Origin of the sequence: Mycobacterium sp. ACS4054, assembly GCF_001667275.1 — a bacterium.
Taxonomy (GTDB): Bacteria; Actinomycetota; Actinomycetes; order Mycobacteriales; family Mycobacteriaceae; genus Mycobacterium.
In genome coordinates this window covers 57,993-77,236 of the sequence record NZ_LZHV01000065.1, presented here as the reverse complement: position 1 = coordinate 77,236, position 19,244 = coordinate 57,993, and the positions used below count along the sequence as shown (strand labels likewise).

At 67.2% G+C, this 19,244-nt stretch carries 18 protein-coding genes and 1 pseudogene; 9 read left to right on the top strand and 10 right to left on the bottom strand.

All coding sequences use genetic code 11. The features are described from left to right. Nucleotides 1-9: 9 nt before the first annotated feature. Nucleotides 10-456 carry a SufE family protein gene (locus tag A5730_RS21680; protein WP_067905129.1) on the bottom strand — a complete coding sequence of 149 codons (447 nt, stop codon included), beginning with the start codon at nt 454-456 and terminating at the stop codon, nt 10-12. Beyond that, nucleotides 453-1,346 carry a sulfurtransferase gene (locus A5730_RS21675; protein WP_055405331.1) on the bottom strand — a complete coding sequence of 298 codons (894 nt, stop codon included), beginning with the start codon at nt 1,344-1,346 and terminating at the stop codon, nt 453-455. Before A5730_RS21675 ends, A5730_RS21680 begins: the two co-directional genes overlap by 4 nt. Before the next feature lie 96 nt (nt 1,347-1,442). Between A5730_RS21675 and A5730_RS21670 the strand changes: the two genes are divergently transcribed. Beyond that, complete coding sequence (locus A5730_RS21670; protein ID WP_067905125.1) at nt 1,443-2,426, top strand: NAD-dependent epimerase/dehydratase family protein; 984 nt, start codon at nt 1,443-1,445, stop codon at nt 2,424-2,426. Nucleotides 2,427-2,560: 134 nt separating this feature from the next. Continuing rightward, the gene (locus tag A5730_RS21665; protein ID WP_231994754.1) at nt 2,561-3,592 is read left to right on the top strand and encodes a hypothetical protein; all 1,032 of its coding nucleotides are present in this window, start codon (nt 2,561-2,563) and stop codon (nt 3,590-3,592) included. Nucleotides 3,593-3,604: 12 nt separating this feature from the next. On the opposite strand, the gene A5730_RS21660 is transcribed toward A5730_RS21665, so the two are convergent. From A5730_RS21660 to A5730_RS21630, 7 genes and pseudogenes are all read right to left on the bottom strand, one after another. Continuing rightward, nucleotides 3,605-4,825, bottom strand: coding sequence for a peptidoglycan DD-metalloendopeptidase family protein (locus A5730_RS21660; RefSeq protein ID WP_067905120.1), 1,221 nt, complete (start codon nt 4,823-4,825; stop codon nt 3,605-3,607). Between the two features lie 11 nt (nt 4,826-4,836). After that, nucleotides 4,837-5,766, bottom strand: a complete 930-nt coding sequence (locus tag A5730_RS21655; RefSeq protein ID WP_067905210.1) for a class I SAM-dependent methyltransferase — start codon at nt 5,764-5,766, stop codon at nt 4,837-4,839. Between the two features lie 161 nt (nt 5,767-5,927). Then, a complete protein-coding gene (locus A5730_RS21650) occupies nt 5,928-6,836 on the bottom strand; it encodes a class I SAM-dependent methyltransferase (protein ID WP_067905117.1) in 909 nt (302 codons plus the stop codon). 100 nt (nt 6,837-6,936) lie between these two features. Beyond that, nucleotides 6,937-8,337, bottom strand: a pseudogene (locus tag A5730_RS21645) (serine hydrolase domain-containing protein); the annotation flags it as partial. A 162-nt stretch (nt 8,338-8,499) separates the two neighbouring features. Then, nucleotides 8,500-9,141 carry a nucleoside triphosphate pyrophosphatase gene (locus tag A5730_RS21640; RefSeq protein ID WP_067905111.1) on the bottom strand — a complete coding sequence of 214 codons (642 nt, stop codon included), beginning with the start codon at nt 9,139-9,141 and terminating at the stop codon, nt 8,500-8,502. After that, nucleotides 9,138-9,389: an acyl-CoA carboxylase subunit epsilon gene (locus A5730_RS21635; RefSeq protein WP_067905108.1), complete on the bottom strand. Its 252-nt coding sequence runs from the start codon at nt 9,387-9,389 to the stop codon at nt 9,138-9,140. Before A5730_RS21635 ends, A5730_RS21640 begins: the two co-directional genes overlap by 4 nt. Then, on the bottom strand, nt 9,386-11,035 hold the full coding sequence (locus A5730_RS21630; RefSeq protein ID WP_067905105.1) for an acyl-CoA carboxylase subunit beta: 1,650 nt from the start codon (nt 11,033-11,035) through the stop codon (nt 9,386-9,388). The genes A5730_RS21635 and A5730_RS21630 overlap by 4 nt, the downstream gene beginning before the upstream one ends. Before the next feature lie 242 nt (nt 11,036-11,277). Between A5730_RS21630 and A5730_RS21625 the strand changes: the two genes are divergently transcribed. From A5730_RS21625 to A5730_RS21615, 3 genes are read left to right on the top strand one after another with little or no spacing between them, the layout of a single operon-like run. Then, nucleotides 11,278-12,837 carry an MFS transporter gene (locus A5730_RS21625; RefSeq protein ID WP_067905207.1) on the top strand — a complete coding sequence of 520 codons (1,560 nt, stop codon included), beginning with the start codon at nt 11,278-11,280 and terminating at the stop codon, nt 12,835-12,837. A 33-nt stretch (nt 12,838-12,870) separates the two neighbouring features. Next, on the top strand, nt 12,871-13,677 hold the full coding sequence (locus A5730_RS21620) for a biotin--[acetyl-CoA-carboxylase] ligase (RefSeq protein WP_067905102.1): 807 nt from the start codon (nt 12,871-12,873) through the stop codon (nt 13,675-13,677). Nucleotides 13,678-13,687: 10 nt separating this feature from the next. Then, the gene (locus tag A5730_RS21615) at nt 13,688-14,206 is read left to right on the top strand and encodes a PH domain-containing protein (protein ID WP_055405326.1); all 519 of its coding nucleotides are present in this window, start codon (nt 13,688-13,690) and stop codon (nt 14,204-14,206) included. Here A5730_RS21615 and A5730_RS21610 read toward each other — a convergent pair. Next, a complete protein-coding gene (locus A5730_RS21610; protein WP_067905099.1) occupies nt 14,161-14,820 on the bottom strand; it encodes a GtrA family protein in 660 nt (219 codons plus the stop codon). The two genes, A5730_RS21615 and A5730_RS21610, sit on opposite strands and share 46 nt — an antisense overlap. 97 nt (nt 14,821-14,917) lie before the next feature. On the opposite strand from A5730_RS21610, the gene A5730_RS21605 reads away from it, so the two are divergent. From A5730_RS21605 to A5730_RS21590, 4 genes are all read left to right on the top strand, one after another. Next, complete coding sequence (locus A5730_RS21605) at nt 14,918-16,171, top strand: 5-(carboxyamino)imidazole ribonucleotide synthase (RefSeq protein ID WP_082946941.1); 1,254 nt, start codon at nt 14,918-14,920, stop codon at nt 16,169-16,171. A gap of 15 nt (nt 16,172-16,186) precedes the next feature. Then, nucleotides 16,187-16,705 carry a 5-(carboxyamino)imidazole ribonucleotide mutase gene (purE, locus tag A5730_RS21600; RefSeq protein WP_067905093.1) on the top strand — a complete coding sequence of 173 codons (519 nt, stop codon included), beginning with the start codon at nt 16,187-16,189 and terminating at the stop codon, nt 16,703-16,705. 19 nt (nt 16,706-16,724) lie between these two features. After that, the gene (locus A5730_RS21595) at nt 16,725-17,894 is read left to right on the top strand and encodes an acyl-CoA dehydrogenase (protein WP_067815552.1); all 1,170 of its coding nucleotides are present in this window, start codon (nt 16,725-16,727) and stop codon (nt 17,892-17,894) included. Nucleotides 17,895-18,032: 138 nt separating this feature from the next. Then, nucleotides 18,033-19,223 (top strand): PP2C family protein-serine/threonine phosphatase, encoded by a 1,191-nt coding sequence (locus tag A5730_RS21590; protein ID WP_067905090.1) that lies wholly within the window; start codon nt 18,033-18,035, stop codon nt 19,221-19,223. Nucleotides 19,224-19,244: the final 21 nt, after the last annotated feature.

Below are 19,244 nucleotides of genomic sequence, written 5' to 3'. Positions count from 1 at the left end.
GCCGCGCCGTCAGGCCGGTGAGGCGGTGCCGGAATTCTGGCCCGATTCGCGCAGCCGCCGCTTGATGCGGGCGAGCATCGCCGACATCCCGCGCAACCGCAGCGGGCTGATCAGCGCGGCCAACCCCAGGTCGGTGTAGAAATCCTCGGGCACCGCCAGGATGTCGGCCGCGGGTTGCTCGTCGAGACCGGCGGCCAGGATCGAGGCGAACCCCCGGGTGGTCGGCGCCTCGGCGGGCGCGCTGAAGTGCAGCCGCACCCGGTCCGGGTCGCTGGCGTCAACGTGGAGGAACAGCGGCGTCTGGCACTCGGGCACGGGCTCCATGGCCCGCTCCTCCAATTCGGGTGGCAGGGGCGGGAGTTCGTTGGCGAATTCCAGCAGCAGCGCCAGCTTGTCCTGGCCTTGCACTTCGGCGAAGTCGGACACGACCTCGGCCAGCGGGGCGGGCAGGCTCATCGGACCGGAACTGTCCCCGGCTCTTCACCCCCGACGATCGGCGTGCGCACGGTGTTGCCCCACTCGGTCCACGATCCGTCGTAATTGCGCACCCCGGGCTTGCCCAGCAGGTAGGTGAGCACGAACCAGGTGTGGCTGGACCGCTCGCCGATGCGGCAGTAGACGACCGTCTTGTCGTCGGGGTCGATGAAGTCGTAGAGCTCCTCGAGCTCCGCGCGGCTGCGGAAGCGGCCGCTCTCGTCGACCGCCTTGGCCCACGGGATGGACCGGGCGGTGGGGATGTGACCGCCGCGCAGCACGCCTTCCTCGGGGTATTCGGGCATGTGGGTGCGCTTGCCGGTGTACTCGTCCGGTGAACGCACGTCGATCAGCGGCTGGCTGCCCAGGATGGCGAGCACGTCGTCCTTGAACGCCCGGATGGGCTCGTCGTTGCGCGCGACGACGGGGTAGCCGGTGGAGGTCTTGGTCGGCACGTCCAGGGTGGTCTCCCGGCGCTCGGCCAGCCACAGGTCGCGCCCGCCGTTGAGCAGGCGCACGTCCGGGTGGCCGAACAGCGTGAAGACCCACAGCGCGTAGGCGGCCCACCAGTTGCTCTTGTCGCCGTAGATCACCACGGTGTCGTCGCGCGAGATGCCCTTGCGGTCCATCAATTCGGCGAACTGCTCGCCGTTGATGTAGTCGCGGACCCTCGGGTCGTTGAGGTCGGTGTGCCAGTCGATCTTGACCGCGCCGGGGATGTGGCCGACGTCGTAGAGCAGGACGTCCTCGTCGGATTCGACGATCACCAGGCCGGGGGTGCCCAGGTTGGCGGAGACCCAGTCGGCGGTGACCAGCCGTTCGGGGTGGGCGTAGTCGGACAGCGTCGGGCTTGGATCGGGGGGTAATGCCACGTCACCGAGCCTACCGTCAGGCTGAAAAAGCGGGGCTGGTGGGAGTCGGCATCGATTAAGCTCCCACTTACTGCGAAATACGCGAGAGGCCAGCAGATGGAGATACTTGTCACGGGGGGCGCCGGCTTCCAGGGAAGTCATCTATCGGAGTCACTGCTGGCCGACGGGCATTGGGTCACTGTCCTGAATACGTCATCGAAAAGCGCGACCCGAAACACAAGTGACTTTCGTTCGCACGAGCGAGCGGCCTTCATCTCGGGTTCGGTTACCGATGGGGAAACGGTCCATCGCGCGGTGCGCGATCACCACGTGGTTTTTCATCTGGCCGCCAATATCAACGTCGACCAGTCTCTCGGTGAACCGGAAAGCTTTCTCGAAACCAACGTCATGGGAACCTACCGTGTGCTCGAGGCGGTCCGGCGCTACAAGAACCGGCTGATTTACGTGTCCACCTGCGAAGTGTATGGCGACGGACACCATCTGCAGGAGGGCGAGCTTCTTGACGAGAGAGCGGAGCTGAAACCGAACAGCCCCTACGGCGCTTCGAAGGCGGCGGCCGATCGGTTGTGCTACTCCTACTACCGCTCCTATGGTCTTGACGTCACGATTGTCCGGCCGTTCAACATCTTTGGAGTGCGCCAGAAGACCGGGCGTTTCGGTGCGCTGATTCCGCGACTCGTCCGTCAGGCCATCAATGGCGAAGCCCTCACCATCTTCGGCGACGGTTCGTCAACACGCGACTACCTGTACGTAAGCGATATCGTCCGCGCATACAATTTGGTTTTGCACAACCCCGCGCTTCGCGGGCAAGCGATCAATTTCGCCAGCGGCCAAAACACTCGGGTGAAGGATATTGTCGAGTACATCGCCGGAAAGTTCGACGCCAAGATCGCGCACAGTGAAGCACGCGCCGGTGAGGTCGCTCGTTTCCCGGCGAATATCGAGCTCGCGAAAAGCATTGGATTCAGGCCCGAAGTCGGCATCTGGGAAGGCATCGACCGCTATATCCAGTGGGCGAAGGATCAGCCCCAATACGCCTACGAGCAAGACGGGTTCAGCGGCGCCTTGGCTCCCCGGTGAGCCCCGCGATAGCGAGTGTCGCCAAAAAAGTGCGCCTTGACATAGATCACCGCAGTTAGGCTTTTCCATGCGGCTGGTTTTATGGCGTGTGCAGAGAGCCAGAAATCGAAGTAAACGATGCGACTGAGGTGGCGATGCGTTGCAGCGAGTTGGATGATGAGTTTTTGGCATCACTGGTCACGGAGGTCGATGCCTGGAGTTCCCACGACGCGTTGGCGCAGTTGGTGGCGATGTTCGGCGGAGTTTTCCCGCGGCACGACAGCCTGGCAGCCCGGTTGGCCTCCCTGGACGTGTTCAGCGCGGTATGGGATTACCGGAGCCGGACCAGGGCACTCCGCGGCGAGCAAGTGCGGTGCCAAGACGCCGGTGGCGGGGCAAGGTGGATGATCCCCCGTCTGGACCTGCCAGACTGGCAACTGGCAAGGGTCACCGCGCTGGCACGACAGCTGGGCCTCACGGATGAAACACGTTCCACGGGAACAACATTCGACTACATGCTGGTAATCGGCACCGGACGATACTCGAACATGCTTCGGGCCCAGCTGGCGCGGGAGCTAGCGGGCGAGAATCGCATCGGTCATATCGTGCTGGCCGCGGCGTCTCGGCGGCTGCTGCCATCCGAAGACGACGCGGTCGCATCCTGCGCGCCGGGCGCGCGTACCGAGTTCGATCTGCTGGCGGCTGCTGCGGCAGGCGCGTTCGGGGTGGATACTCGCGAGGCGGTACGGCATGGGCGGCGGCGTCCCGGCGGCCCGCATCGGGGCCAGATGCTTTGGCGCTTCGGCGAAGACAGCAATGACCTCGGGCTGCCCATCACACTGATCGAGGCGCCGTCGCCTGACCCCAACAACCGCCGCGCCACCTCCGCAGACACCTTTACCTTCACCGCCCGGACGCTGGATATGCAGCGATCGAGTTGTCTGTTGGTGACCGGCCAGCCGTTCGTCCCCTATCAGAATTTCGACGCGCTTCGAACCCTGGCCCTGCCGTTCGGAATTCGGATGGAGACCGTAGGTTTCGGCATAGACCGTTACGAAGGGCTGCACGACATGGACCTGCAGCATCCCGCCAAACTGCTGCAGGAGGTGCGCTCGACGATCCGGGCCGCCCGCAGTTTGCTGGAACGAATCGAGGCGTATCAACCGACAGTCCACGCGCCGCGCTGAGCTCGCCCGAGATTATTCGTCGGCGGTTATCGTGCATGGTGTGGCCGGCGGGTAGCTGCCCGATACCGCGCGCAGCCGCCCCGGCGGCGGCCAGGGCCGCAGCCCCATGTTCCCCAGATAGCGAAGCGGATTGACATGTTTGCGCCCAACCCGCGTCTCGAAATGCAGGTAACCGTCCGTTGATTGGTCTTCCGCACCTATGCTGCCGATCCGGGTTCCCGCACTTATCCGATCACCGAGTGCGATTCGTTTGCCGTCGCAAGGCCGAAACACGTAGCGGATTTCGGTGTCGTCGTTCGTGATGACCACTGAGCAAAGGTGATCGATAGTGCTTGCGCAGCAGACAGTTCCGGATATTACGGCGTAGATCGGGCTGCCGGGGTCAGCGGCGAAGTCGACGCCGGGATGGAAACCGTCCGTGCGGCTCCCGTATCCGCGGCCGATTGCGCGTGGCTCCGCCTCGATCGGCAGCCGCGCACACGCTTCGCTCCGATCGAAGTCGCCGCGCACCCGCCGCTGGTAGTCCGCTTTGAGGAGGCTGACCTCGTCGAGTGTGTAGCCGAACAATAGGGATCGATCGTAGGCCACTCCGAAGTTGTGCCGAAAATCCGGATCAAGCCGCATGTAGTGCTTGACGCGCGAGATCCGTTCCTCGAGCGTCGACCAGCCGTTGTGCGTCAAGCGGATTCCGTCCAGCTGCCCGATTCGACCGTGCTCGGTGATGTTGGCCGGCCAGTGCGAATTGTGCATCAACTTGGGCCCCGCATACAGACCCGGGTACCAACGCCAAAACGGCCCGCGCATCGCCTCGGCGGTGCCCATCACCGGCACCATGTCCGGGTATTCCGGATCATCCCAACGGGAAACCATCGGACACATCAGCGCCGCTACGTCGTCCGGCGAGCGCGCAAGCACCTCACGGATGTCGACGTCCATCTGGAAAGTCCAGTCGGCGTCGACCATCACCACCCAGTCCGGGCGACAGAAATCGGCCATCCGGTACAGCAGTTCCAGCCCGGTAGACTCGGGGATCAGCCATGGTGTGGACGGTAGATCTGCCCGTGCGCGAACAACATTGGTGACCGCGGGGTGGTTCGCGAGAATCGCGGGGGTGTCGTCGGTGCTGCGGTCGTCGATCGCGTAGATGTCGTCACTGAAGGAGGCCAGCGAGTCCAACGTATGGGCCAGGGTCTTCCCGGCATTGTGGGCACGCGTGACCGCCAGAATCCGCAATGTATTCCCCTTTAAGCCGCCAAAACCGAAGTGTAGTAGCTCGGCTTGTCGGAGGGCGAGTGGTCATCGCCGGGCATCCCGATCAGGCCGTGATCGGCGAGCAGCTGCGCGGCCGTGGTCCCCGTCGACTGCCACCCGTGATTGTCGAGATAACCGGAGACCTCGTTGCGGGCCCCGAGATAGTTCAGCGAGCAGATGTCCAGATCGAATCCATGGTCGCGCCAGGTGCGAGTCGCACCGCGGATGATCTGTTGTACCCGCCCGGAGTCCAGGTCCGCCGAGCCCACGAACGCCTCGATGGCCATCCGGCTTCCCGGGGCGCTGAGACCGGTGACGTTGTCCAGCAGGCGATCCTGAGCATCGGGGGGGAGATAACCGAATAATCCTTCCGCGATCCAGGCGGTCGGTAACGCGGGGTCGAATCCGCTACCCAGCAGCGCGACCGGCCATTCGTCCCGCAGGTCGGCCGGCACCATCCGCAGCTGCGCCGTGGGCTCGGCGCCCAGCCGTGCCAGCGTTTCGGCCTTGAACCGCAGCACCTCCGGCTGATCGATCTCGAACACCGCCATGCCCTTCGGCCATGGCAGTCGGTAGCCCCGCGCGTCGAGGCCAGACGCCAGGATCACCACCTGCCGAATTCCGGTGGCCGTCGCGTCGTTGAGGAACTGGTCGAAATAGCGAGTGCGGGCCACCAAATCGGTGGTCATGCGCTGCAGACCCCAGGCCGCTTCCGGCTCGTCGACGTCGGCTGCGCGAAGCTCTCCGGTCGCCCATTTGACAAGGAATTCGATACCCACCGCGCGGACCAACGGTTCGGCGAACGGGTCCTCGATCAACGGCTCGGGCGAATTGGTGGCCCTGGCGCGGCCTGCGGCCACCAGCGTCGCGGTCGCGCCGACATGGCTGGCTAGATCCCAGCTATCGCCGTCTTTGCGCATCACAAATCCGCCTTTCTGCGGTGGGGGTTGCATCGGGTGAGGGACCGCCGAGGTGCACGCTTCGAATCTAGGAGGATTCCGCCTCGCGGAACTCCGCCGATCGGCCTGCAATGGTGATGAACGCTTCGTCCCACGATCGGGGGACACGGCTGACGGGTGTTTGGTTACCATGGCCGGTCGGTCAAGGTGCCGCTGATGAAGATGGTGCTGTCGTCTGCAGCGGGCGCATCGAGGCCGCTGCGCTGGAACAGTTCGGCGAGCGGCATGTCTTCGAGTTGCCAGCCCTTGGCGCCTAGGTAGTCGAGGGCGTGGTTGCGCGGACCGGTGTAGATCAACGCTGCCAAGTCGACGTCGACGCCATGGTCGCGGAATGGGTTGGATATGGTCCGCGCTTGCTTGGTTTCGAAGTTCGCGATAGTGGACACGAATTCGGTGGCCAGCGTGCTGCCGGGCGCGCTGAGTGCGGTGATGTCGTCGAACAGCCGATCCTGGTCCTGCGGTTTTAGATAAATCAGTAATCCCTCGGCCAGCCACGCCGTCGGTGCTGCCGCGTCAAACCCGGCGGCTTGCAACGCCCTCGGCCAATCTGCGCGCAAGTCGATGGGCACGGCGCGCCGAGTAGCGGAGGGCTCGGCGCCCAGGTCCGCCAAGGTCGTCGTCTTGAACTCCACCACCTGGGGTTGGTCGATCTCGTACACCACGGTCCCGGTCGGCCAGGGCAGCCGATAGGCTCGGGCGTCCAGCCCGGACGCGAGGATCGCCACTTGCCGAATTCCACCTTCGGTGGCGGTGCGGATGTAGTCGTCGAAGTACTTCGTGCGGACCGCATTTCCCTCGACCATTGCCTGCGCCACCGCCGGTGAGACATCAGCGATTGTCGACATGCCGAGGTCACCGTCCATCAGCTTGGTGAAGAAGTCCAGCCCCACCGCACGGACCAGAGGTTCGGCGAACGGATCGTTGATCAGACCGCGCGGATCCCTGGTGGCCATCGCCCGCCCGGCGGCGACAATCGTCGCGGTGACACCGACGCTGGACGCCAGATCCCAGTTGTCGTCGTCCGGGCGGGACATCAGCCCACCTTAGCCATGGCCGACGCACCGAGGTGCCGAAACCGAGGCGGCATGCGCGCATTCGCCCGGCCGCCTGCACTGCTGACTTCCCCGTGCCGCGCTACAGGCGTCGGAACAGGCGCCCGTGCTGGCTACAGAACCAGGCGATGTTGCCGTCCGCTCCGCGGACGAAGTTGGATCGACTGCCGGTGGGCTTGTTGTCGGGTCCGAGGTCGAGTCCATAGTCGGACCGGTAGAAGGCGAGGCCCAGTTCGGTGCTGATTTGGCTATCCGCGCCGGCATCGACGATGTCCAGGGTTCCGGCGAGCTGGCCGTCCCTTGCCCGGAAGTCGATGACCGTTTGCTCGACGCTGCCATTTTGCGAGACTTGCTCGGCGATGTAGCGGCCCTCGTAGGGCGCTAGGTCGGCGGCGCCAAGGTGCTGCGGTACGGCGGGGAGATTGGTGACCCCAGCAAATCTGTGCAAGGCCCAGTCGCAGGCGAAGAGATCATTGATCATATGAAATCCGCCATCGGAATTGGTGAGCACGGTCATGGCGAAATTGCGATCGGGCACCATGACGAAACCGGAGCGTTGCCCCTTCCAGGTGCCCCCGTGCTCGACGACGGTCACATTCTCCGCGGAGGGGCGCAGCATCCAGGTCACCCCCATCCCGGTCAACTCGACAAAAAGTGTTCCGCCCGCGCCCGGGTTCGAGCGCATTGCCTGCAGCGATTGTCGGCTCAGAATCCGCTTGCCGTCGGGCGCCCTGCCGTCGCCGAGGTGGAACTGTGCGTAGCGCAGTTGTTCTCGCGCGGTGGACATCAACCCACCCGTGGGGTTGCAGCTGCGCGGAAACGCCCAAAACTCGGTAGCGACAAGGGCTTTGCCATCGACCACCTTGTGCGATGCCGCCACATTCAGCCCGATTATCTGGTCGGAAAAATAGTGCGTGTGAGCCAGCTGTAGGGGGTCGAGCAGCAGCTTGCGCACCGCAGACTCGTAGGTTGTTCCGGTGACGAGCTCGATGATGCGGCCCGCCACCGCAAGACCTGAATTGTTGTAGGCGAACGCGGTTCCCGGAGGAGTCAGCTGCGGTAGACGTGCCATCGCGTTGACGTAGCGCGCCACCGCGTCATCGCCGGGTCCAAAGTCCTGCCCATCGCGACCGTCCCAGCCTGCAGTGTGGTTGAGCAGTTGGCGCACGGTCACCGTGGCGCTTGCCGACCGGTCGGCTACCGCGAAGTCGGGGAGGTAGCGGCGCACGGGTGAATCCAGATCTACCTCGCCCTGGTCGACCAGCCGCATCATCACCGTGCCAGTGAAAGTCTTTGTGGTGGAACCGATGCGGAAGACGGTGTCGCCATCGACGGGCAACGGATAATCGACATTGGTGACCCCGTAGCCCTTCACGTATTCTCGGCCGCCGGACCAAACAGCAACCGCGACACCGGGAATCGAATAGGCCGCCATGCCCGCGTTGATCTTGGCATCGAGCTCGTCGAACGCTTCGCCAAGGTCTGTGCGGCGAATCAACGGTTACACCCGAGAGCATCGGCGGACATGACGGCCGCGGCGCCCTGTCCTGCCCCCGGCGTTACCGTCCACATGGCCATCAATATAACTGAACTTGGATAAACGACTTCTCGGTTCTTTTGCCGGAGCGGGATTGCGCGTGCGGGCCTAACCGGGTGTATCCGCAGTCCACACGTCGGCCACCGAGAGGCCCACCCGCTGAAGCAGCGAGCGCAGCAGCGGCAGGCTCACGCCGATCACGTTGGACGGGTCGCCGTCGATGCCGTCGACGAACCAGCCGCCCAGTCCGTCCAGGGTGAACCCGCCGGCCACGTGCAGCGGCTCCCCGGCGGCGACGTACGCCCGCAGGTCCGCGTCCGTGAGTGTGGCGAAATGTACTGTGGTGCAGGCGGATTCGATTTCCCGATGGGTGATGGCGCCACCGCTGAGCCGCAGCAGGCAGTGCCCGGTGTGCAGCCGGCCGGACCGGCCGCCCATGCGGCGCCACTGGGCCGCCGCGGCGTCGGGGGACCCGGGCTTGCCGCACAGCTCGCCGTCGAGGTAAAGCATCGAATCACAGCCCAGGACAACGCAATCCGCGGCGGCCGCGGCGTCCAGCTCGGCCGCCACGCGCTCGGCTTTGGCCGTCGCCAGCGCGCACACCACCTCGGCCGGCGCGGCGGCGGCCCCCAGCCCGGCGACGATCGCGTCCTCGTCCACGCCGGAAACCACGACCAGCGGATCGACGCCGGCCTGGCGCAACACCTTCAGGCGGCCCGACGACGCCGAGCCCAGGACCAGGCGGCTCAATGCCTCATGTGCGTCATCTGCTGCATGGTGAGCCGCTGGTAGTTGGACATCGGGAAACGCAGCCGATCCACCGGCAGGCCCCAGCGGGTGGGCTCGGGCTCGCGGGGTTCGGGCACGCCCCCGCCGACGACGCCGAGCGCGGCGACCAGGGCGGCCAGCTCCTCGTCGGTGGGGTGGCCCTTGAGCACCTGGATGTGCGGCTCGTGGTGCGTGGTTTCGGTTAGCTCGGAACCGTTTTCGTTGCTCACAGCGGGATGTTCCCGTGCTTCTTCGGCGGCAGGTGGCTGATCTTGCGTTCCAGCAGGCGCAGCGCCGTGCCGATGTAGCCGCGGGTGTGCGACGGCGGGATCACCGCGTCGACGTATCCGCGCTCGGCGGCGACGTACGGGTTCACCAGCGTGTCCTCGTACTCCTGCTGCAGCTGCAACCGCAGCTCGTCGACGTCCTTGCCCTCCTTGGCCGCCTCGGCCAGCTGCTTGCGGTAGACGAAGCCGACCGCGCCCGACGCGCCCATCACCGCGATCTGGGCCGTCGGCCAGGCGATGTTGACGTCGCAGCCCATGTCCTTGGAGCCCATGACGCAGTACGCGCCGCCGTAGGCCTTGCGGGTGATGACGGTGATCTTCGGGACGGTGGCCTCGCCGTAGGCGAACAGCAGCTTGGCGCCGCGCCGGATGATGCCGTTGTATTCCTGGCCGGTGCCCGGCAGGAAGCCCGGCACGTCCACCAGCATGATGATCGGGATGTTGAAGCAGTCGCAGGTCCGCACGAACCTCGCCGCCTTCTCCGAGGCGTTGATGTCCAGGCAGCCCGCGAACTGGGTGGGCTGGTTGGCCACGATGCCGACCGGGCGGCCCTCGATGCGACCGAACCCGACGACGATGTTGGTGGCGTAGCCGTTCTGGATCTCGAGGAACTCGTCGTCGTCGAGGATGCGGGTGATCACCTCGTGCATGTCGTACGGCTGGTTCGCCGAGTCAGGGATCAGCGTGTCCAGCTCGAGGTCCTCGTCGGTGAGGTTGTCCTCGATGGCGCCCTCGGGGACGGGCTCGGCGTAGCGCGGCGGGTCGGTGGCGTTGTTGGGCGGCAGGTAGCTCAGCAGGTCGCGCACCCAGTCGAAGGCGTCCTGCTCGCCGGAGGCGACATAGTGCAGGGTGCCCGACTTGGCCATGTGGGTGTGGGCGCCGCCCAGCTCCTCCATGGTGACGTCCTCGCCGGTGACGGTCTTGATGACGTCGGGCCCGGTGATGAACATCTGGCTGGTCTGGTCGACCATGACCACGAAGTCGGTCAGCGCGGGGGAGTACACGTGCCCACCGGCGGCGGCGCCCATGATCAGCGAGATCTGCGGGATCACGCCGGAGGCCAGGATGTTGTTGCGGAAGATCTTGCTGTACAGGCCGAGCGAGACGACGCCCTCCTGGATCCGGGCGCCGGCGCCGTCGTTGATGCCGATCAGCGGGCGGCCGGTCTTGATCGCCAGCTCCTGGATCTTGACGATCTTCTCGCCGTACACCTCGCCGAGGCTGCCGCCGAACACGGTGGCGTCCTGGCTGAAGATGCACACCTCGCGGCCGTCGATGGTGCCGTAGCCGGTGACCACGCCATCGCCGAGCGGGCGGTTGTTCTCCAGGCCGAAGTTCTTGCTGCGGTGCCGCGCCAGCGCGTCGAGCTCGACGAACGAGTCCTCGTCCAGCAGGGCGTAGATGCGCTCGCGGGCGGTCAGCTTGCCCTTGGCGTGCACCTTGTCGACGGCCTCTTCACCCACCGGGTGCAGCGACTCCTCCCGGCGCTTGTGCAGCTCGGCGAGCTTGCCCGCCGTGGTGTGGATGTCGATGGTGTGTTCGGCAGCCGGCTCTGCGGTGTGAGAAGAGGGGTCGGTAACGCTCGTCATGGGAGTCGAGCTTAGCGGCGGCTTACCCGGCTCCCAATGAAGGGCCCGTTCATGTAGGTGGTAGGCAAAAAGCCGCCCAAGTCAGGCGAGACGAGCAAAATTAGCTGCGCGGCGATTCGTCACTACCGCCGAAATCGGGCTACCACCCGGGGTCCGTGCAAGGAGGGCGTGATGGGCGACCGTCCGGAACCCGTCGCGAAAAGCTTGTCGCAATGACCGAGGTGCAGCGTGCCCATCCGGCGATGACGGCGCGCCAGCGGATGACCGTGGTCGCGGCCGGGCTGGGCATCTTCGTCGTGTGTGTGGACGTCAACGTCGTCAACGTCGCGCTGCCCAGCATCCAGGCGGCGTACAAGGCGGGTGAGCGAGGCCTTCAGTGGGCGGTCGCGGGCTACAGCCTGGGGATGGCTGCCGTGCTGATGAGCTGCGCCTTGCTGGGTGATCGGTACGGTCGCAAGCGCGGTTTTCTGATCGGGCTCGCGGTGTTCGTCGTCTCCTCCGTGGTGTGCGCGCTACCGGTCAGTCTTGGACTGTTCACGGTGGCGCGCATCGTTCAGGGCGTTGGGGCGGCGTTCATTTCGGTGTTGTCTCTCGCCCTGCTCAGTCACGCGTTTCCCGACCCGGGGTTGAAAGCGCGGGCGATCGCCGGCTGGATGGCCATCGGGAGCGTCGGTGCAGCCGTTTCCCCGGCGCTGGGTGGGTTCCTGGTCCAGAACTTCGGATGGCGCAGCGTCTTCGCGGTGAACGTCCCGATGGGGGCAATCGTCGCGCTCCTCACGCTGGTTGCCGTCGCCGAGTCCAGGGATCCCGATCCGACCCAACTCGACTGGCCGGGTCAGCTGATGTTCGCCCCGGCGATCGCGATGATCGCTTACGCACTGATCGAGGTCCCGCGCATGCATCGGGAGCTTGCCGTCGTCGGGACGACGCTGCTGCTGGCTCTCGTGCTGCTGTGTCTGTTTGTTCGGCACGAACGCCGCGCGGCATTCCCGTTGATCGATCTTCAGTTGCTTACGCGGCCGGTGTACCGGTCGGCGCTGCTGGTCTACTTCCTGGTGGCGTCCAGCTTTTTCGGATTGTTGATGGTGGCCACCCAGCATTTCCAAAACGTCCGCGCGTTCTCTCCCATGCACGCGGGTTTGCTGTTGTTGCCGGTCCCGGTGGCATTCGGGGTCGCGAGCGTGCTGGCTGGCCGGGCGGTGGAAAGTTGGGGCCCACGGCTGCCGGCGCTGGTCTGTCTGGCGGCGTCGATCATCGGGTTGGCGCTGTTCGCGGCCGGCATCGGACGCGCAATGCCCGTGGTGATCGTGGGGCTGGCGCTTTTCGGTGCGGGGTATGGCGGCTGCGCCACGCCACTGGTGCAGCTGGCGATGACCGAGGTTGACGATCACCGAGCCGGTATGGGCGCCGGCCTGATCAATCTGCAGCGGTCGCTCGGCAGCATTTTCGGCGTCGCACTTTTCGGCTCCGTCCTCGCGGTTTGGCTGAGCGCGACGTTGCCGGCCCGGCTGGACCCCGTCATCGCCGATCCCGCCGAACGCAAAGCGGTCATCGCGGCCGTAGTGAAGGGGGCGAATCCGTCCGCCCACCCCGCAAACATTGGTCCGGGCCACCCAATGACATCAGCGCAGGAGCGTCTGGTCGTGCGCGTCGCCGACAAAGACTTCATCGGCGGCGTCCGGGCGGCGGTCGCCGGCGGGGCGGCGTTGCTCACGGCAGGCTTCGTGCTTGGTTGGAGGCGGTTTCCGCGCACGCAACTCAACGGCCGCACCACGGATCCGGGCGAGCAGCATGCTGTTTAGCCACCTGGCCGGGATGGATATGGGGGACAGGCGATGACAGACCGGGATCAGCTCAGGCCACCGCTGGACGAGGGCGCGCTGCGCGCCGAGCTGATCGGCACCGGACTCGGCTGGCGCCGGCTCGACGTCGTCGAGCACACCGGCTCCACCAACGCCGACATGCTGGCGCAAGCGGCGTCGGGCACCGACGTGGCCGGGGCCGTACTGATCGCCGAGCACCAGACCGCCGGGCGCGGGCGGCACGGCCGCGGCTGGTCGGCCGCCCCGCGGGCGCAGATCACGATGTCGGTCGGCGTCAGCATCGTCGACGTGCCGACGGCCGGCTGGGGCTGGCTGCCGCTGGCCACCGGGGTGGCGGTGGTCGACGCGGTGGCCCCGCTGCTCGCCGGCGTCCCGGTGGGGCTCAAGTGGCCCAACGACGTGCTGGCGGGTGACCCGCCGGGCAAGCTCGCGGGCATCCTGGCCGAGGTGGCGCGGCCGGTGGTGGTGATCGGCCTGGGGCTCAACGTGTTTGAGGCTCCAGCCGGCATTGACGGGGCCACCTCGCTGCTCGACCTGGGCGTGCCGGCGCCCGACCGGACCCGGCTGGTGTCCGGGTTGCTGTCCGAGCTGGGCCGGCGGATCGTGGCCTGGCGCGCCGCACGCGGGGCCGACTGGGCGCTGGCCGCCGACTATCGGGCGCGCAGCCTGACCGTCGGCACCCGGGTGCGGGCGCACCTGCCGGGCGGCAAGGAAATCGTCGGCGCCGCGACCGCGGTCGACGACCAGGGCAGGCTGTGCATCGAGGCCGGCGGCCAGACCGTCGTCGTTTCGGCCGGTGACGTGGTGCATTTGCGGTAGCTTCGGGCGGGTGAGCTACCCGGATAATGTCCTGGCCGCCGGCGAACAGGTGATCGTCCACCGCCACCCGCACTGGAAGCGCTTGATCTGGCCGGTCGTGGTCCTGTTGCTGGTCACCGCGCTCGCGTCGTTCGGGTCCGGGTACCTCAACTCGACGCATTGGGGTCAGCTGGCCAAAAACATCATCTACGGGGTGATCTGGGGCATCTGGCTGGTGATCGTCGGCTGGCTGACGCTGTGGCCGTTCTTGACCTGGCTGACCACCCATTTCGTCGTCACCAACCGGCGGGTGATGTTTCGGCACGGCGTGCTGACCCGCACCGGGATCGATATTCCGCTGGCGCGGATCAATAGTGTGGAATTCCGCGACCGGATCACCGAACGGATGTTTCGCACCGGGACGCTGATTATCGAATCGGCGTCACAGGATCCGTTGGAGTTCTACGACATTCCGCGGCTGCGCGAGGTGCACGCGCTGCTGTATCACGAAGTCTTCGACACCCTCGGTTCGGACGAGTCGCCCAGCTGAGCCGACCGGCCGGCCCGGTTGCGCCAGGCGCGCAGCAGCGTGACGTTGCCGCCCTCGATCTCGTCCTCGAGCATCTCGGCGATGCCGCCGGCGGTGAGGGCGGATTCCAGGGCCTTGTCGGGGTTGCGCGCGAACTCGTCGGGGAACACCCAGCGCCGGAACGCCCAGAAGCGGAACGCCATCTGCAGCAGGTTGCCGATGATGTAGGCGGAGATGAAGTCGGCGATGTTCTCCACGGTCAGTGACACCGTCGGCTCGCGCAGCTGCAGGACGTAGCTGGAGAACCACAGCGGCGCCATCGACAGCAGCACCCCCACCCCGCTGAACGCGAAGAACAGCAGCGCCTCGTGGTGACGTTCGCGGCCGCCGCGATCGCGGAAGCTCCACTCCCGGTTCAACACGTAGGACGCGATGACCGCGACGATGCCGGCGATGACCTTCGCGGTGACCGGCTTGTGGTCCAGAATTGTCAGCTTCAGCGTGTAGAAAATCGCCGAGTCGATCACGAACGTGGTGCCGCCGACGATGGCGAATTTGATCAGTTCGTGGTGGCGCAGCAAATAGGGCTGAATAAACCCGGGCATACGCTCGATTGCGGCTTCGGCGAAGGGCACAAGTGGTCAGTGTACGGACGGACACAAAAGCGACGCAAAATCGTACATAACGATTCGGTGTCACCGCCGGTCAACACACCGCCCGCGCCGTGACACCATGAACGCCGTGCCGAGTACACCCCCGGCGGGGGGCGCCCCCGCAGCAGCGCCGTTGGTCGCCATGGTCGGTGGCGGCCAGCTCGCCCGGATGACCCACCAGGCCGCGATCGCGCTGGGGCAGACACTTCGGGTGCTGGCCACCGCGCCCGACGAGTCGGCCGCGCAGGTCACCCCCGACGTGGTGATCGGCTCGCACGCCGACCTCGAGGACCTGCGCCGGGTCGCGGCCGGGGCCACCGTGCTGACGTTCGACCACGAGCACGTGCCGACCGAACTGCTGGACAAGCTGGTCGCCGAGGGCGTCAACGTGGCGCCGCCGCCGCAGGCGCTGGTGCACGCCCAGGACAAGCTGGTCATGCGGCGACGGATGGAGGCCCTGGGCGCCGCGGTGCCCCGCTACGCCGAGATCCGAAGCGTCGACGAACTGGACGCCTTCGCGCAGCTCATCGCCGGCCCCGTGGTGGTCAAGGCGGTCCGCGGCGGTTACGACGGCCGCGGGGTGCGGATGGCCCGCGACCCGTCGCACGCGCGAGAGATCGCGGCCAGTTTCCTGGGCGATGGGGTGCCGGTGATGGCCGAGGAGCAGGTGAACCTGCGCCGCGAGCTGTCGGCGCTGGTGGCCCGGTCGCCGTTCGGCCAGGGCGCGGCGTGGCCGGTGGTCGAGACCGTCCAGCGGGACGGGATCTGCGTGCAGGTGATCGCGCCCGCGCCGGAGCTGGCGCCCGAGCGGGCCGCCGAGGCCCAGCAGCTGGCGCTGCGGCTGGCCGCCGAGCTCGGCGTCGTCGGGGTGCTCGCGGTCGAGCTGTTCGAGACGGTCGACGGCGAGCTGCTGGTCAACGAGCTGGCGATGCGGCCGCACAACTCCGGCCACTGGACCATGGACGGGTCGCGCACCAGCCAGTTCGAGCAGCACGTGCGCGCGGTGCTGGACTATCCGCTCGGCGACACCGACGCCCTCGCGCCGGTGACCGTGATGGCCAACGTGCTGGGCGCGAAGGACGCCCCGGCGATGAGCGTCGACGAGCGGTTGCACCACCTCTTCGCGCGGATGCCCGACGCCCGGGTCCACCTGTACGGCAAGGAGGAACGGCCCGGCCGCAAGGTCGGGCACATCAATTTCCTCGGCGCCGACGTGGCGGAGTTGCCCGCGCTGCGGGAGCGTGCCGAGCTCGCGGCACACTGGTTGTCACAGGGGCAGTGGTCGGACGGATGGGATCCACATGCCGGCGACGATGCAGAGCCCAAGCGATGAGGAGAAGCGGCATGAATGGCCATGACTAGCACCCCCAGGGTCGGCGTGATCATGGGCAGCGACAGCGACTGGTCGGTGATGGCCGACGCCGCCGAGGCGCTCGCGGAGTTCGACATCCCGACCGAGGTCCGGGTGGTCTCGGCGCATCGCACCCCGCAGGTGATGTTCGACTACGCGCGCGGGGCGGCCGGCCGCGGCCTCGAGGTGATCATCGCCGGCGCCGGCGGCGCCGCCCACCTGCCCGGGATGGTCGCGTCGGCGACCCCGCTGCCGGTGATCGGGGTGCCGGTGCCGCTGGGCCGGCTCGACGGCCTGGACTCTTTGCTGTCGATCGTGCAGATGCCGGCGGGCGTCCCGGTGGCCACGGTCTCGATCGGCGGCGCCCGCAACGCGGGCCTGCTCGCCGTGCGCATCCTCGGATCGTCGGACCCCGCGCTGCGGGCGCGGATCGCCGACTTCCAAGAGCAGCTGGCCGAGGCCGTGCGGGCCAAGGATGAGGCGCTGCAGCAGCGCCAGGGTAAAGTTACCGGCTAGTAGCAAAGAGGAGGCCAGGATGGCTGGTTGGGCCGGAGACCCCACGTTTGATCTGTTCCAGTTGCCCGAGGAGCACAACGAGTTGCGGGCGGCGATCCGCGCGCTGGCGGAGAAGGAGATCGCCCCGCACGCCGCCGATGTGGACGAGAACTCGCGCTTCCCGGACGAGGCGCTGGAGGCGCTGAACGCGTCGGGCTTCAACGCCGTGCACGTCCCGGAGGAGTACGGCGGCCAGGGCGCCGATTCGGTGGCGGCGTGCATCGTGATCGAGGAGGTCGCGCGCGTCGACGCGTCGGCGTCGCTGATTCCCGCGGTGAACAAGCTGGGCACCATGGGGCTGATCCTGCGCGGCTCCGACGAGCTCAAGAAGCAGGTGTTGCCGTCGATCGCCGACGGCACCGCGATGGCCTCCTACGCGCTGAGCGAGCGGGAGGCCGGCAGCGACGCGGCCTCGATGCGGACCCGGGCCAAGGCCGACGGCGACGACTGGATCCTCAACGGCGCCAAGTGCTGGATCACCAACGGCGGCAAGTCGAGCTGGTACACCGTCATGGCGGTGACCGACCCGGACAAGGGCGCCAACGGCATCTCGTCGTTCATGGTGCATGCCGACGACGAGGGGTTCACCGTCGGCCCGAAGGAGCGCAAGCTCGGCATCAAGGGCTCGCCGACCACCGAGCTGTACTTCGAGAACTGCCGCATCCCGGGGGACCGGATCATCGGCGAGCCGGGCACCGGCTTCAAGACCGCGCTGGCGACGCTGGACCACACCCGGCCGACGATCGGCGCCCAGGCGGTCGGCATTGCCCAGGGTGCGCTGGACGCCGCCATCGCTTACACCAAGGACCGCAAGCAATTCGGCAGCCCGGTCAGCGACAACCAGGGTGTCCAATTCATGCTGGCCGACATGGCCATGAAGCTCGAGTCCGCCCGGCTGATGGTGTACCACGCGGCCGCCCGCGCCGAGCGCGGCGAATCCAACCTCGGGTTCATCTCCGCGGCGTCCAAGTGCTGGGCCTCCGACGTGGCGATGGAGGTGACCACCGACGCGGTGCAGCTCTTCGGCGGTGCCGGCTACACGGTCGACTTCCCGGTGGAGCGGATGATGCGCGACGCCAAGATCACCCAGATCTATGAGGGCACCAACCAGATTCAGCGGGTGGTCATGTCGCGGGCGTTGCTGCGTTGACCTATAGGATCTCCGGCGGTTAACCGTTCTCGGGCCGATTGGCCACCGTAGAGTCGTCCAGATGGGTCGTTCCGCAGCCAGGGGGGTCGAAGTGAACAGCGCGACTTCCTTTGCGCGTCGACGGGTGACCGGGATTTGATGCCCGCGGGCGCTCCCGTGACGCCGGCGGCGAGTTGGCAGTCCCTGTCGTTGCTCCTGGTCGAGGATGACCGTGCCGACGCCCTGCTGGTGGAGGAACTGATCGCCGACGCGCTGGCCGACATCCGGGTGGTGTGGGCGCAGTCGATGGCGCACGCCGAGCGCGAGCTGGCGTCCGCCCGCCCCGACTGCGTGCTGCTGGACCTGCACCTGCCCGACGCCAACGGCATCGACGCGCTGGACCGCATCGCCCAGCGCGATGCCACCGTCCCGATCGTCGTGCTGACCGGGCTGAACGACGAGTACTTCGGGGCCTCCGCGGTCGCGGCGGGTGCGCAGGACTACCTGGTCAAGGGCCGCGTCGAGCCCGAGATGCTGCGCAGGGCGCTGCTGTACGCGATCGAGCGCAAGCGCGCCGAGCTGATCGCCGCCGACCTGCACGCGACCCAGCTGCGCGCCCGCGAGAACGCGCTGCTGGAACGCGGCCTGCTGCCCTCGCCCCTGCTGCTGGACCATCCCGGGGTCGACATCGTCGCCCGGTACCGGCCCAGCCGGGAGAATGCGTTGCTCTGTGGCGACTTCTACGACGTCGTCCAGACGCCCGACCGGGTGGTGCACGTCCTGATCGGCGACGTCGCCGGCCACGGACCGCACGAGGCCGCGCTCGGCGCGGCGCTGCGGATCGCGTTTCGCGCGCTCACCTTCGCCGGCGTGCACGGCGTGGAATTGATGCGTCAGCTGGAGCGGGTGCTGCACTCCGAGCGAACGGGCACAGGGGTTTTCGCGACGGTGCTCGCCCTCGAGATCCCGGCCGACGGCCCGCGCATCACCGCGATCCGCGCCGGCCACCCGGCGATGCTGTTGCAGCGCGACGGGACCGTCGAATGGGTGGAGCCGCCGGGCGGCCCGGCGCTGGGGCTGCGCGCCGACGACTGGCCCCGCTACGAGATGGACCTGCCGGCGGGCCAGGGCCTGCTGCTGCTGACCGACGGGCTGTTCGAGGGCTACGCGGGACGCGGCAACCAACGCCTCGGCGAGGACGGCCTGCTCGAGCTGGCCCGGGCGCACGCGGACAAGCCCGGCCCGGAGTTCGTCGACGCGTTGATCGACGGCGCCCAGGGACTCGCCCAGTCCCACGGCGGGCTCACCGACGACATCGCCGTGCTGCGGATCGAAAGGACCACCGCGTGACCGCGACGTTGCGCGGCCTGC